This window comes from Amycolatopsis sp. NPDC004625 (assembly GCF_040609695.1).
Classification (GTDB): Bacteria; Actinomycetota; Actinomycetes; order Mycobacteriales; family Pseudonocardiaceae; genus Amycolatopsis.
In genome coordinates this window covers 1-16,012 of record NZ_JBEXKX010000056.1, presented here as the reverse complement: position 1 = coordinate 16,012, position 16,012 = coordinate 1, and the positions used below count along the sequence as shown (strand labels likewise).

The following is a 16,012-nucleotide window of genomic DNA, read 5'->3' as shown; positions in this document are numbered from 1 at the left end:
GCGAAGTGCGGACACCCGGCACATCCGCGCGCCGAAGTGGCATCAAAGTGAGGCTATGGGACCGGTTTTGGGCCTACAACCCCTAAGAATGCCCCCTAACAGGGGCCCCTATGCAGGGAAATCCCATTCTTTTCGGGGTGCTTCACATTTTTCCGAGGTCATTGTTGATGAATGCGAGAAGGGCGTCGTCGTCGGCGAATTCGAGGGCACCGGAATGCGTTTCCGGCTCGGCGTACCGGCTCAGCAGGGCCTGGAGCCGGACGGTGAGCTCGGTCCGCGTCAGCTGGTCGGGCGCACCGCCGCCGAGGGCGGCTTCGAGGCGGTCGAGTTCGGCGAGGACGCTCGGCGAGTGGTCCCCCAGCTGCGCCTGCAGGTGCCCGGCGAGCGCGGCCGGGGTGGGGTGGTTGAACACGAGGGTGGGCGGCAGGGCGAGCCCGGTCGCCGCGCCGAGCCGGGTCCGCAGCTCGACGGCGGTGAGCGAGTCGAAGCCGAGATCGCCGAAGGCGCGGTCCGGCTCGACCGCGGCGGCGGAAGCGTGCCCCAGCACGTGCGCGGCCTCCGTCCGGACGAGCGTGACCAGCTCGGCCAGCAGTTCGGCGGGCGCGAGGCCGGCGAACCGGCTGGTCTCGACCGGTTGTTCGCTCTTGGGGAGGCGGGCTTCGGGCAGCTCGTCGAGCAGCCGGCTCGGCCGGGTGGCGGTGAAGGCGGGCGCGAACTTCTCCCAGTCGACGTCGGCGACGACGACATCGTCGTTCCCGGCGGTCTTGAGCGCGGCCAGGGCTTGCGCGGGCGCCATCGGCGTGAGCCCACGACGGCGAAGGTGGTCCTGTTCGGCCTTTCCGGCGGCCATCCCGGCGCCGTCCCAGGGTCCCCAGGCGATCGACGTGGCGACGCGCCCACGGGCCCGGCGCCGGGCGGCGAGGGCGTCGAGCTGGGCGTTCGCGGCGGCGTAGGCGGTCTGGCCGCCGCTGCCCCAGACGCCGGCGATGGAGGAGAAGAGGACGAAGGCTTCCAGGTCGTCGCCGAGGAGGTCGTCGAGGTGCCGGGCGCCGGTGACTTTGGCGTCGAGGACGCGGTGGAAGTCGTGGTCGCCGAGGTGTTCGAAGGCAGCGGCCTGACTGACCCCGGCGGCGTGCACGACGGCGGTGATCTCCGGGAGGGTTCGGAGGGTGCGGGCGAGATCTTCGCGATCGGTGACATCGCAGGCGACGACGGTGGCGGGAAGTTCATCGACGAGCGCAGCGGCCCCGGGAGCATCGGGACCGCTGCGGCTCAGAAGGACGAGATGGGCGGCGCCGGCTTCGGCGGCCCAGCGAGCGACGGCGCGGCCGAGGGCGCCGGTGCCGCCGGTGATGAGGACGGTGCCGGAGGGGGTCCAGGAGGAGGCGGAGTCGGGTGCACGAACGAGGCGGCGAGCGAAGACGCCGGAGGGGCGCAGGGCGAGTTGGTCCTCTCCGCCGGCGCTCTGGGCGGCTTGCTGCCGCTTCCCGCCGGTCGCAGCGCTTTGCTGGCTGCCGACCTGCGGCGCCTTGGCAGCTTGCCCGAGCTGCGGACCGTGGCCGGTCGCAGCCTGCCGCCCGCCAGCCTCCAACTCCCCAGCAACCTGCTGCCGCGCGTCGTCGGCGAGCTCCGGAGCCCCGGCGGCCGGTCCCTGACCGCCACCCCTTGCCACGATCGCCCAGACCCGGGCGGCCTGCCGCTCGTCCGGGGCCTCCGGTACGTCCACCAGCCCACCCCAACGCTCCGGGGCCTCCAGCGCCAACGCGCGTCCGAAGCCCCACAGCCCCGCCAGCTCCACGTCGGCCGGGGCGTCGTCGCCCGGGGTGGTTACCGCGCCGAGTGTCACGCACCACAGCCTTGCCCGTGCCTCCCTCGCCAGCGTCACGGCGTTGGCCAGTGCGTCGTCGCCCGGGGCCGAGACCAGCAGCACGCCGTCCCACGGTTCCGCCGTCAACTCACCCGGCCGCACCACCGCCACCCCCGGCCGCGCCAGGGCCTCCGCCCACCGGTGAGCCGCGCCGGGGGCCGCGACGATCGCGTACCGGCCGTCCGGCGCTGCCGGGGCGGGCTCCGCTGCCGGGACCCACGTCACCCGGTAGCGCCACGACTCCGTCACCGCCGCCTCCGCGCGGTCCCGGCGCCACGACGCCAGCGCCGGCAGCACCTTCGCCACGTCGCCTTCCGCCACACCCGTCTCCGCGGACAGGCCGGCCACGTCCGCGCGGTCGACCGCCGCCCAGAACCGGGCGTCCACCTCGCCATCCGCCGGGCGCGGGGCCGGCGCCGGCCAGAACCGCTCCCGCTGGAACGCGTAGGTCGGCAGCGGGATCCGGCGTCCCGGCAACGCCGTCCAGTCCACCGGTACCCCGTTCGCGTGCAACGCGGCCAGCGCGGCGAAGAACGTCCGTTCTTCGTCACGGTCGCGGCGCAACGCCGGGATCGCCGTCCCCGGCACCATCGCGCTGAGGACACCGTCCGGGCCCAGCTCCAGGTACACCCCCACGCCCGCATCCGCCAACGTCGAGACGCCGTCGGCGAACCGGACCGCCTCCCGGACGTGCCGCACCCAGTAGTCCGCCGTGAACGACGAAGCGAGAGCACCGCTCACATTCGAGATCACCGGTATCGCCGGCGGGTGATAGGTCAGCGTTTCCGCGACCGCGCGGAACTCGGCCAGCATGGGATCCATCAGGGGCGAGTGGAACGCGTGGCTGACCGCCAGCCGCTTGGTCTTCGGGAACCGAGCCGCCACCGCCAGCACGGCCGCCTCGTCACCCGAGATCACCACCGACTCCGGACCGTTCACGGCCGCCACCGAGACACCCTCGGGCAGGTCCACAGCAGACTCGGGCGCGGCGATCGACACCATCGCCCCACCGGCGGGCAGCGCCTGCATCAAGGACGCCCGCGCCGCCACCAACCGGCAAGCGTCCACAAGGGACAGCACACCAGCCGCGTGGACCGCCGAGATCTCCCCGATCGAATGTCCGGCCACGAAATCCGGCCGCACACCCCAGGATTCCACCAGCCGGAACAACGCCACCTCGACCGCGAACAACGCGGGCTGCGTGTACCCGGTCGAGTCCAAAGAGGACCCTTCGAAGACGACGTCCCGCAACGGACGGTCCAGCAGCCGGTCGAACTCGGCGCACACCGCGTCGAACGCCTTCGCATACACCGGGAACCGGTCGTACAACCCGCGGCCCATCCCCGTCCGCTGCGCGCCCTGGCCGGTGAAAAGCACGGCAAGCGAGCCCCCGACGGGCTCGCCGAGCACCACCGAAGGATCCGACGCACCGGAAGCCAGCGCGGTGAGGCCACGGACCAGCTCGCCGTCGTCCTCGGCGAGCACCACCGCGCGCCGCGCCAGGGCCGCGCGCGCGTTCGCCACCGAGAAAGCGACGTCCGGCAACGTCCCGCGCTCGGCGTCGAGCAGACGCCGGGCCTGCTCGCGCAGCCCGGACTCCGTCCGCGCGGAAAGGGCCACCGGGAGCAGCCCCGCCGGCGCCGTGTCGTGGACCACGACGTGCTCGGGCGCCTGCTCCAGGATCGTGTGCGCGTTCGTGCCGGAGATCCCGAACGACGACACACCCGCGCGCCGCGGCCGGTCGGACGGCCACTTCCGGGCCTCCGTGAGCAGTTCCACCCCACCCGCCGACCAGTCCACATGGGACGATGGCGCGTCGACGTGGAGCGTCTGCGGCAGCACGCCGTTCCGCATGGCCAGCACCATCTTGATGACCCCGGCAACACCGGCGGCGGCCTGCGTGTGCCCCAGGTTCGACTTCACCGACCCCAACCACAGCGGCTCTTCGCGCTCCTGACCGTAAGCAGCCAGCAGGGCCTGGGCTTCGATCGGGTCACCCAGTTCGGTGCCGGTGCCGTGCGCCTCGACGGCGTCCACTTCGGACGGAGACAGGCCGGCGTCGGCCAGCGCCGCGCGAATCACGCGTTGCTGCGACGGGCCGTTCGGCGCCGTCAGGCCGTTCGACGCGCCGTCCGAATTGACCGCCGAACCGCGCACCACGGCCAGAATCTCGTGCCCGAGCCGGCGCGCGTCCGACAACCGCTCCACCAGGAGCAGGCCGACGCCTTCGCCCCAGGCGGTGCCGTCCGCCGCCTCGGCGAACGCCTTGCAGCGGCCGTCCGGGGCGAGGCCGCCCTGCCGGTCGAACTCCACGAACGCGCCGGGCGTCGCCATCACCGTGACCCCGCCGGCGACGGCGAGATCGCACTCGCCGGCCCGCAGCGCCTGGCGCGCCCAGTGCAGCGCGACCAGCGAAGACGAGCACGCCGTGTCCACCGTGACCGCCGGGCCTTCCAGGCCGAACGCGTACGCGATCCGGCCGGACACCACGGCGGCCGCGTTGCCCGTGCCGACGTACCCGGCGACGTCGTCGCCCGCGTCGGCCAGCAGCGCCGGGTAGTCCTGGCCGTTGGTGCCGGCGAAGACGCCGATCCGTTCGCCGCGGACCGAGCGCGGGTCCCGGCCCGCGCGCTCGAACAGCTCCCACGCCGTCTCGAGGAGGATGCGCTGCTGCGGGTCCATGGCCAGGGCTTCGCGTGGCGAAATGCCGAAAAGGGCGGCGTCGAAGTCCGCGGCGTTGTCGAGGAATCCGCCAGGTCGGATGGCGGCGTGGGCCGGCCAGCCACGGTCGGCGGGCGGCGCGGACAGCGCGTCGGCCCCGCGCGCGACGAGCTCCCAGAGGTCCTCCGGCGACGCCACCCCGCCGGGGAACCGGCAGGCCATCGCGACGATCGCGATCGGCTCGTCGTCACCGGCGGAACCGGTGGAGGCGGTGTCCGGCGCAACCAGAGCAGTGCTCTCGTTTGAGAGCAGGCTGTAGAGATGCCTGGCCAGGGCGGCCGGATCGGGGTGGTCGTAGGTCAGGGTGGCGGAGAGGTCCAGACCGGTCGCGGACCGCAGGCGGTTGCGCAGCTCGACCGCCGAGAGCGACGTGAACCCGAGGTCGCTGAACGCGCGGCCGCGGTCGACCGAGGCCGCCGACGGGTGGCCCAGCACCGCGGCGACGTGCTCGCGGACGAGGTTCAGCACGCCGGCTTCGGTGACCTCGACGGCGGCGGCCCGTTCGGTGGCGCGTTCGGCGGGCGGCGCGAGTTCAGCGAGCAGCGGGCTCGGCCGGGCCGCGGTGAAGGCCGGGCCGAAGACGGTCCAGTCGACGTCGGCGATCGCGACGGTCGTGTCCCCCTCGGCGAGGGCGTCGGCCAGAGCGGCGAGCGCGAGGTCGGGGTCGAGCGGACGGAGCCCCGCGGCGCCGAGCCGCGCGGTGACGGCCGCATCGGCCATTCCCCCACCGGCCCACGGACCCCAGGCGACCGAGCAGGCGGGCAGCCCGGCGGCGCGACGCGTCTCGGCGAGGGCGTCGAGCTGTGCGTTGGCGGCGGCGTACGCGGCTTGGCCGGCTGCGCCGAGGGTGCCGGCGAGGCCGGAAAAGAGGATGAAGGCGTCGAGGTCGCGGGTCAGGTCGCCGAGGTGGCGGGCGCCGGTGACCTTGGCCGCTTCGACCTGGGCGAGGCGTTCGGGGGTGAGGGTGTCGAGGACCCCGTCGTCGAGTACGCCGGCGGTGTGCACGACGACGCGGAGGTCTTCTACGCGTTCCAGGAGCGCGGCGAGGGCGGCGCGGTCGGTGACGTCGCAGGCTTCGACGGAGGTTTCGGTCCCATCGGCGGTGAGTTCGGCGGCCAATGCGGTGGCGCCGGGGGCCTCGGGGCCGCGACGGGAGGTGAGGACGAGCCGTTCGGCGCCGTTTCGGGCGGCCCACCGCGCGACGCGGGTGCCGAGCGCGCCGGTGCCGCCGGTGATCAGGACGGTGCCGCGGAGCCTGCGGCCGAGCGGGTCCGTCGGCCGGGCTCCGGGTGGGGCCGGCACCAGGCGCCGTCCGAATGCTCCCGAGGCTCGGATTGCCACCTGGTCCTCGCCGCCTCGCAGGACCGACAACAGGCGTGCGACCGCGCGCTCGTCCACAGTGGCCGGCAGATCCACCAAACCGCCCCAGCGGTCGGGGATCTCCAGGGCAGCACTACGCCCCAGACCCCAGATTGCCGACTGCTCCGGTGCCGTCAGTACGTCCGACGGGCCGATCGACACCGCGCCACGGGTCAGGCACCACATCGGTGCCGTCACGCCCGCGTCGCCGAGGGCTTGGGCGGTCGCCGCCGTCGTGGCCGCGTCGCCGCTCACCGACAGCACGCCCGTCCACTCGCGGGCCGCCTCCGGGCGCAGGCGGTCGGCCAGCTCGGACCGGGACCCCGCCGGGACAAACACCACGTCGGTGAGCAACTCCCCCAGCCGCGCCGCCGTCTCGTCACCCTCGGGGGCGATCAGCAGCCACGGCCCCGAAGCGCCGGCCGCCGCCGCCAGCGGTGTCCACTCGGTTCGGTAGCGCCGGCCGCTTGCGTCCCGGCGCTGCGGCCGGGCCCGGAGCCAGTAGTGCTGCCGCTGGAACGGGTACGTCGGCAGGTCCGCGCGGGTTTTGCCGGGCAGGAAGCAAGTCCAGTCGACGTCGACGCCGTGGACGTGCAGCGTCGCCAACGCGGTCAGCAGCGACTGTTCCTCCTCCCGATCACGCCGCAACGCCGGGACCGCGACGCCGGGCACCATCGAGCTCAGCACGCCATCCGGCCCGAGTTCCAGGAAAACACCGACACCCGGCAGCGCCGAGATACCGTCGGCGAACCGGACCGTCTCCCGCACGTGCCGCACCCAGTACTCCGCCGTGAACGGCGCGGCGAGAGCACCGCTCACATTCGAGATCACCGGTATCCGGGCCGGGTGATAAGTCAGGGTTTCGGCGACCGCCCGGAACTCGGCCAGCATCGGGTCCATCAACGGCGAGTGGAACGCGTGACTCACCGGGAGCCGCTTGGTTTTCGGGAACCGCGCCGCGACCGCCAGCACCGCCGCCTCGTCGCCGGATATCACCACCGACTCCGGGCCGTTCACCGCCGCGATCGAGACGCCCTCGGGTACGTCCACAGCGGACTCGGGCGCCGCGATCGCCACCATCGCCCCACCGGCGGGCAACGCCTGCATCAAGGCGGCTCGCGCCGAAACCAGACGGCAGGCGTCCACAAGGGACAGCACACCGGCGACGTGCGCGGCCGAGATCTCGCCGATCGAATGCCCCGCCACGAAATCCGGCTGGACACCGAAGGACGAAACGAGCCGGAACAGCGCCACCTCGACGGCGAACAACGCCGGCTGCGCCAGCCCGGTGGAGTCCAACCCGGACACCGTGCCGAACACCGCGTCCCGCACCGGGACGTCGAACTGCGCGCACACCTCGTCGAACGCCGCCGCGTAAACCGGGTACCGCTCGTACAACGCCCGGCCCATCCCGACCCGCTGCGCCCCCTGGCCGGTGAACAACACCGCGAGCTCACCCGGCACGACCCGGCCGCGCACCACGTTCGGCGCCTCGCTCCCGGCCGCCAGCGCCGACAGCCCGGTCCGCACCGTCTCGGCCGTGCCGAACACCACCGCCCGGTCCTCGAACGCCGTGCGGCCGGCGAGGGCGGCGCCCACGTCGGCAAGGTCCCCACCGGCGAACGGCAGCAAGGCCGCCGCCTGAGCGGAAAGGGCGTCCTCGCCCCGCGCCGACAGCAGCCACGGAACCGGCCCGGTCACCGGGGAAGGCGGCAACGCCTCCGCAGGCGGCGCCTCTTCCAGGATCACGTGCGCGTTCGTCCCCGAGATGCCGAACGACGACACCCCGGCCCGCCGCGGCCGGTCGCCCGAGTGCCACTCACGCGACGAGGTCAGCAGTTCCACCGCACCCGACGACCAGTCCACTTGGGACGACGGCGTGTCCACGTGCAACGTCCGCGGCAGCACGCCGTGCCGCATCGCCAGCACCATCTTGATCACGCCCGCGACCCCGGACGCCGACTGCGTGTGCCCGATGTTCGACTTCAGCGACCCCAGCCACAGGGGCGTCGCACGACCCTGCCCGTAGGTGTCCAGCAGAGCCTGCGCCTCGATCGGGTCACCGAGCGCCGTTCCCGTGCCGTGCGCTTCGACGACGTCGACGTCCGAAGTGGACAGTCCCGCCGCGGCGAGGGCCGCCGTGATGACGCGGCGCTGGGACGGGCCGTTGGGCGCGGTGAGGCCGTTCGACGCGCCGTCGGAGTTCACCGCCGAGCCGCGCAGCACCGCCAGCACCGGGTGACCGTGCCGCCGCGCGTCCGACAGGCGCTCGACCAGCAGCAGGCCGACGCCCTCGGCCCAGCCCGTGCCGTCCGCCGCCTCCGCGAACGCCTTGCAGCGCCCGTCGGCCGCCAGGCCGCCCTGGCGGTCGAACTCCGCGAAGGTGCCCGGCGTGGCCATCACCGTCACGCCGCCGGCGATCGCGAGGGTGCATTCGCCGCGCCGCAGCGCCTGCGCGGCGAGGTGCAGGGCGACCAGCGACGACGAGCACGCGGAGTCGATGGTGACCGACGGGCCCTCCAGCCCGAGGTGGTAGGACAGCCGCCCGGACAGCACGCTGCCGGCCGTCCCGGTGAGCAGGTAGCCGGCGACGTCGTCGGAATCGGCCTCGGTGCCGTACCCGGACGCGGCGCCGCCGACGAACACGCCGGTGCTGCTGCGCCGCACCGACTTCGGCGCGATCCGGGCCCGTTCCAGGAGTTCCCACGACGTCTCCAGCAGCAGCCGCTGCTGCGGGTCCATGGCCAGCGCTTCCCGCGGCGAGATGCCGAAGAACGCCGCGTCGAACCCGGCGGCCTCGTGCAGGAAACCGCCCTGGAACGTGCTTCCCGGCCAGCCGCGGTCGCCGGGGAAGCCGCCGATGGCGTCGGTGCCGCTTTCGACCAGCCGCCACAGGTCATCGGGCGAGCCGACGCCGCCGGGGTAGCGGCAGCTCATGGCCACGATCGCGACGGGTTCGGAGTCCCGGGCTTCGACGTCGGCGAGCCGGTCGCGGGTGTCCTTCAGATCGGCCGTGACGAACTTGAGGTAGTCACGGAGTTTCTGCTCGTTGGCCATGGAAGCCCCACTGTCTGTCACGAAGTCCGGAAAGTGCTGTCGATGAAGTCGAAGAGCTCGTCGTCGTCGGCGCCGCCGAGGTCGGTGCCGCCGGCCAGCTCGGTCCAGCGCGCGAGGAATCCCCGCAGCCGCGCGGTGATCTCGTCGCTGGCCAGGTCCGACTCGGTGACGGTTTCGAACGCGGCGTCCAGCCGGTCGAGCTCGTCGAGCAGGCGGCCACCGGCCGGCTCGCCGCCGCCGAACCGGCGGTCGAGTTCCTCGGCCAGGTCGGCGGCGGTCGGGTGGTCGAAGGCCAGCGACGCGGGCAGGCTGAGCCCGGTCCCGGCGGCGAGCCGGTTGCGCAGCTCGACGGCCATCAAGGAGTCGAAGCCGAGCTCCTTGAACGCGCGCTCCGGGCCGACCGTGGCGGCCGAGCCGTGCCCGAGCACGCCCGCGACCTGGTCCAACACCAACGTGAGCAACGCCTTCGGCCGTTCTCCCGCCGGAAGAGAAGCGAACCCGGTCGGCTCCGGCTCCGGCTCGGCCAGCGCGGCCCGCACCGCCGGGAGGCCGGCCAGCAGGGGCCGCGGCCGGGCCGCGGTGAAGACCGGCGCGAACCGCGCCCAGTCGACGTCGGCGACCACGACGGCCGTGTCGTCGGCGGCCAGGGCCCGCCGGAAGGCCGCGACCCCCTGGGCGGGGTCGATCGGCGGCAGGCCGCGTCCGCGCAGCATGCGCACGGCGTCGGCGTCGGCCGCCATCCCGGACTCGGCCCACGGGCCCCAGGCGATCGCGGTCGCGGGCAGCCCGCGACGGCGGCGGTCTTCCGCCAGCGCGTCCAGGAACGCGTTCGCCGCGCCGTAAACCGCCTGTTCGCCGCTGCCCCAGACCCCGGAGATCGACGAGAACAGCACGAACGCGTCCAGGTCGTGGCCGCGGGTCAGCTCGTCGAGGTGCCGGGCCCCGGCGACCTTGCCGGCCAGGACCGCGGTCACCTCCGCGGGCGTGATCGCGGTGAGCGGGCCGTGCTGGCCGGTGCCGGCGGCGTGCACGACGGCGGTCAGCGGCAGGTCCGCCGGGATCGCCGCGATGACCTCGGCCAGTGCGTCCCGGTCCGCGGCGTCACAGGCGGCGAGGGTGACGCGGACGCCGAGGGCGGACAGCTCGGCCGCCAGCTCGGCCGCGCCGGGTGCGGAACCGCCGCGACGGCCGGTGAGCACGAGGTGCTCGGCGCCCGCCGTGGCGAGGTCCCGGGCGACGGCCGCGCCGAGCGCGCCGGTGCCGCCGGTGACCAGGACCGTGCCGCGGGGCCGCCAGTCCCGCGCCGAACCGGCCGGGGCGGGGACGAGCCGGCGGGCGAAGACGCCGTCCGGGCGGATCGCGACCTCGTCCTCGGTGCCGTCGGCGAGGACCGCGGCGAGCCGCGCGCCCGCGGCCGCGTCGAGCGTTTCCGGCAGGTCGGCGAGGCCGCCCCAGGCCGACGGCAGCTCCAGGGCCGCGATCCGGCCGAAGCCCCACGTCGTCGCCTGGTCCGGGCGGGAAACGCCGTCGACCGCGCCCTGCGTGAGGCACCACAGCCGGGCCGGGACGCCGGAGTCGGCGAACGCCTGGGTGAGCGTGAGGGTGGCGGCGAGCCCGGCCGCCGCGTCGCCGCCGAAGGCCAGCAGGGAAACGACGCCTTCGACGTCGGCGTGGTCGCGCAGCAGGGTGGTCAGCGCGGCGCGGTCCCGGACGCCGGACTCGACCACGGGCTCGGCGCCGTGGGCGGCCAGCGCCTGGGCCACTTCCGCGGCCGGTCCGTCCGCGTCGAGGACCAGCCAGCGGCCGGTGAGCCGGCCCGCGGTCCCGGCCACGGGCTGCCAGGTGATCCGGTACCGCCAGTTGTCCACAGTGGACGTCGAGCGCCAGCGGTCCAGCGCCGCCAGCGCGTCGGCGTCCAGGCCGAGCTCGCCCGCGTCGACCGCGGCCCAGAAGTCGCGGTCGGCCGCCGGGGGTTCCGGTTCGAGCCAGAAGTGCGACCGCTGGAAGGCGTACGTCGGCAGGGCGGTCCGCCGGGCGCCCGCCAGGAGCACCGACGCATCGAGCGGGTATCCGGCGATCCGCAGCCGCGCGAACGCGGTGACCAGGGCCCGCGGCTCGTCCTCGCCCGCGCGCAACGCCGGGATCGCCGGAACGTCGGCGCTGTCGGCCGCCATCGCCGACAGGACGCCGTCGGGACCAAGCTCCAGGAACGTGCTCGCACCCAGCTCGGCGAGCGTGCGCACGGCGTCGGCGAACCGGACGGTCTCACGCACGTGCCGCACCCAGTAGTCCGGTGTGGACGGTTCGGCGAGCGTGCCGGTCAGCGTCGACACGATCGGGATCACCGGCTCGTGGTAGGTCAGTTTCGCCGCCACTGCTCCGAATTCCGCCAGCATCGGATCCATCAGCGGCGAGTGGAAGGCGTGGCTGACGCGCAGCCGTTTGGTCTTGACACCGCGAGCGGCGAACTCCCCGGCGAGGGCCAGCACGGCGGTTTCCTCGCCGGCGATCACCGTGGCGGCGGGCCCGTTGACGGCGGCGATGCCGACACCGCCGGTCAGCGCGGCCCGGACGTCGGCCTCGGGGGCGCCGATGGCGGTCATCGCGCCGCCCTCGGGCAGCGCCTGCATCAGGCTCGCCCGCGCGGCCACCAGCGCGCACGCGTCGGGCAGCGACAGCACGCCGGCGACGTGCGCGGCCGCGAGCTCGCCGATCGAGTGCCCGGCCACGAAGTCCGGCCGGACGCCCCAGGACTCGACGAGCCGGAACAGCGCGACTTCGAGGGCGAACAGCGCGGGCTGGGCGTGCCCGGTTTGGTCCAGCTGCTCCGTTTCGACGCCGCCGAGCAGGGCGCTGACCTCGTCGAAGGCCCGGGCGAAAACCGGGAACCGCGCGTACAGCTCACGGCCCATCCCGGGCCGTTGCGCGCCCTGCCCGGTGAAGAGGACGGCGAGCCGTCCGGGGCTGCCGCTGCCGGTGCGGGCGCCGAGGTCGCCGTCGGCGATGGCCGCCAGCCCGGCCAGCAGCTCGGGGCCGGTCTCGCCGACGACCGCGGCGCGGTGCCCGAGGTCGGCCCGGGTGGTGGCCAGGCTGAGCGCGATGTCGGCGGGCACCACCTCGCGGCCGTCCAGGAACTCGTGCAACCGGGCGGCCTGGGCGCGTAGGGCGGCCGGGCTCCTGCCGGACAGCAGCCACGGCACCGGCCCGGCGACGGGCTCGCGCTCCTCGGCCACGACGGCCGGGGGCTCCTCCAAGATGGTGTGGGCGTTGGTGCCCGAGATCCCGAACGACGACACCCCGGCTCGCCGCGGCCCCTCGGACGTCCACGCGCGCGGCTCGGTCAGCAGCTCGACCGCCCCGGACGTCCAGTCCACATGCGACGATGGTGCGCCGACGTGCAGCGTCCGCGGCAGGACGCCGTGCCGCATCGCCAGCACCATCTTGATCACCCCGGCGACCCCGGCCGCGGCCTGGGTGTGGCCCAGGTTGGACTTCACCGAACCGAGCCACAGCGGCGTTTCCCGTGCCTGGCCGTAGGTCGCCAGCACGGCCTGGGCTTCGATCGGGTCGCCGAGTTTCGTGCCCGTGCCATGAGCTTCCACGGCGTCCACTTCGGACGGAGAGAGCCCGGCGTCGGCGAGGGCCGCGCGGATCACCCGTTGCTGCGAAGGACCGTTCGGCGCGGTGAGGCCGTTCGACGCCCCGTCCGAGTTGACCGCCGAACCCCGCACCACGGCGAGGACCTCGTGCCCGTGGCGGCGCGCGTCCGACAGCCGCTCGACCAGCAGCAGGCCGACGCCTTCGGCCATGCCGGTGCCGTCCGCGGCTTCGGCGAACGCCTTGCAGCGGCCGTCCTCGGCCAGGCCGCGCTGCTGACTGAAGGCGAGCAGGACGCCGGGCGTCGGCATGACCGTGACACCGCCCGCGAGCGCCAGATCGCACTCGCCGCGTCGCAGCGCCTGCACCGCGAGGTGCAACGCCACCAGCGACGACGAACACGCCGTGTCCACCGTCAGCGCCGGGCCTTCCAACCCGAACACGTACGACAGCCGGCCCGACGCCACCGACGACGTGCCGCCGGTCATCAGGTGCCCCTCGAGCCCGTCGGTGGCCGCGCCGGTGCCGTAGCCGGAGGTGGCGGCGCCGACGAACACGCCGGTCCGGCTGCCGCGGACCGACGCCGGGTCGATGCCGGCGCGCTCGAACGCCTCCCACGTCGCTTCGAGCAGCAGCCGCTGCTGCGGGTCCATGGTCAGCGCCTCGCGCGGCGAAATGTCGAACAGTTCCGGGTCGAACCGGCCCGCGTCGGCCACGAACCCGCCGTTGCGGGTGTAGACGCGGCCCGGGGTCCCCGGCTCGGGCGCGTACAGCCCGTCGAGGTCCCAGCCGCGGTCGGCGGGGAACGGCGAGATCGCGTCGACGCCGTCCGCCACCAGGGCCCACAGGTCCTCCGGGGAGCCGACCCCGCCCGGGTAACGGCAGCTCATCGCCACGATGACGACCGGGTCGTCGCCGTTTGCCGCACCGGTGACCACCTGCGCCTGCGGCGTGTCGGCACCGAGCAATTCCGTCCGGAGGAGCTTGACCAAGGCCGAGGGCGCCGGGTGGTCGAACACGAGCGTCGCGGGCAGCCGGAGGCCGGTCGCGGCGCCGAGCCGGTTGCGCAGTTCGACGGCGGTCAGCGAATCGAAGCCGAGTTCGGCGAACGAGCGGTCCGGGTCGATGTCGGCCGCCGTGTCGTGGCCGAGTACCGCGGCCACGTGGTCGCGGACCAGGTCCAGGAGCCGGCGGTCGCGCTCGGCCGCGGGCAGGGTTCGCAGCCGGGCGGCCAGGTCGCTCTCGCTCGTCGCGACGGCGGCGGTCCGGCGGGTGGCGCGGACGAGCCCGCGCAGCAGCGGCGGGACCGGTCCGTCCGCTGTGGACAGATCGAGCCGGGCCGGGATCGCCAAGGTTTCGCCCCGCGCGATGGCCGCGTCGAACAGCGCCAGCCCCTCCGCGTCCGACAGCCCCGTCATCCCGCCCCGCGACAGCCGGGCCAGGTCGGCGGCGCCGAGGTGGCCGGTCATGCCGCTCGCCTCCGCCCACAGGCCCCAGGCCAGCGACACACCGGGGAGGCCGAGCGCGCGGCGGTGGGCGGCCAGGGCGTCGAGGGCGGTGTTCGCGGCCGCGTAGTTGCCCTGCCCGGCCGTGCCGAACACGCCCGCGGCGGCCGAGAACAGCACGAACAGCGCCAGATCCGTGTCCCGGGTCAGCTCGTGCAGGTTGATCGCGGCGGCCAGCTTGGGCCGCAGCACGTCCGCGAGCTTCGCCGGATCCAGGCTGGTCAGGAGGCCATCGTCGAGGACACCGGCTGCGTGCACGACCCCGGTCAGCGACCGGCCGGCCAGCAGCCCGGCCAGTGCGTCGCGGTCGGCGGCGTCGCACGCGGCGATCGTCACCTCGGCGCCCAGCGCGGTCAGGTCCCGGGTCAGGTCCGCGGCACCGGGCGCGTCCGGGCCGCGGCGGGACAACAGCAGCAGCCGCCGGACGCCGTGCGCGGTCACCAGGTGCCGCGCGATGCGGGCACCGAGCGTGCCCGTGCCGCCGGTGACGACCACGGTGCCGTCCGGGTCGAGCAGGCGCGGCAGGGTCACGACGTTCTTGCCGACGTGCCGGGCCTGGCTGATGAACCGGAACGCCTCCGGGACCTGGCGCACGTCCCAGGTCCGGCGCGGCAGCGGGGTCAGCGCGCCCGCCTCGAAGAGCGCGGCGAGTTCGCGCAGGATCTCCTGCAGGCGCTCGGGTCCGGCCTCGATGAGGTCGAAGGCGCGGTAGTGGACACCCGCGTGCGCGCGGGCGACCTCGGCGGCGTCGCGGACGTCGGCCTTGCCCATCTCGACGAACCGGCCGCCGCGCGGCAGCAGCCGCAAAGACGCGTCGACGAACTCCCCCGCGAGGGCGTCGAGCACGACGTCGACGCCGCGACCCTCGGTCACCGTCCGGAAGTGGTCCTCGAAGGACAGTGACCGCGAGTCTCCGATGTGGACGGTGTCGAGGCCCAGTTCCCCGAGCACGTCGTGCTTCCCGGCGCTCGCCGTCGCGAACACCTCGGCGTTCTGCCACCGGGCGAGCTGCACGGCGGCCATGCCGACGCCGCCCGCGGCCGCGTGCACGAGGACGGACTGGCCCGCCTGCAGGCCGCCGAGGTCGAACAGGCCGTAGTAGGCGGTGGCGAAGGCGACCGGCACCGACGCGGCCTCGGCGAAGCTCCAGCCCTCGGGCATCGGCGTCACCAGGCGGTGGTCGGTGACCGCGACCGGGCCGAGCGCGCCGGTGAACAGGCCGGTGACGCGGTCGCCGGCGGCGAGCCCGCGCACCCGTTCCCCGGTTTCGAGCACGACGCCGGCGGCCTCGCCGCCCATCAGCGCCTGCCCCGGGTACATGCCGAGGGTGATCAGGACGTCGCGGAAGTTCAGCCCGGCCGCGTGGACCGCGACGCGGATTTCGTCCGGTCCGAGCGCCGTCTGCGGAACCGGGAACGTCGTCAGGCCGTCGAGGGTGCCGGTGCCGGTGGTGCCGACGCGCCAGGCGCCGTCCGCGGGCAGGGGCAGTTCGGCGGCCGGACGGGCCAGCCGCGCCGCGAGCAGCGTCCCGGCGCGGGCCGCGACCTGCGGTTCGCCCGAGGCGAGCGCGGTCCCGACGGCGGCTTCGGGGTCCGAACGCTCGTCGACGTCCACGAGCACGAACCGGCCCGGGTGCTCGGCCTGGGCCGAGCGGATCAGGCCCCAGACCGGGGCCTGGTCGAGGCCGGGCACCGGGTCGCCGGGCAGTGCCGCGACTGCGCCGGTGGTCAGCACGACCAGCCGGGACGCGGCGAACCGCCCGTCGGCCACCCACGCCTGGGCGGCCGTGAGGACCTGCTCGACATCGGTCACCGGCAGCACGACGGCGTCCGGCACGACGTCGAGCTCGGCCAGTCGTGGGGGGGAGTTGCCCCGATTTCCAAGGCGAACGCGCCGCCCGACCCCA

1 protein-coding gene and 1 pseudogene are annotated in these 16,012 nt (G+C 74.6%); both read right to left on the bottom strand.

Annotated features, from left to right (window positions below):
- Positions 1-142: 142 nt before the first annotated feature.
- Positions 143-9,004 carry a type I polyketide synthase gene (locus ABZW17_RS39945; RefSeq protein WP_354826094.1) on the bottom strand — a complete coding sequence of 2,954 codons (8,862 nt, stop codon included), beginning with the start codon at positions 9,002-9,004 and terminating at the stop codon, positions 143-145.
- A gap of 17 nt (positions 9,005-9,021) precedes the next feature.
- A pseudogene (locus ABZW17_RS39940) lies at positions 9,022-15,864 on the bottom strand (type I polyketide synthase); the annotation flags it as partial.
- Positions 15,865-16,012 lie beyond the last annotated feature (148 nt).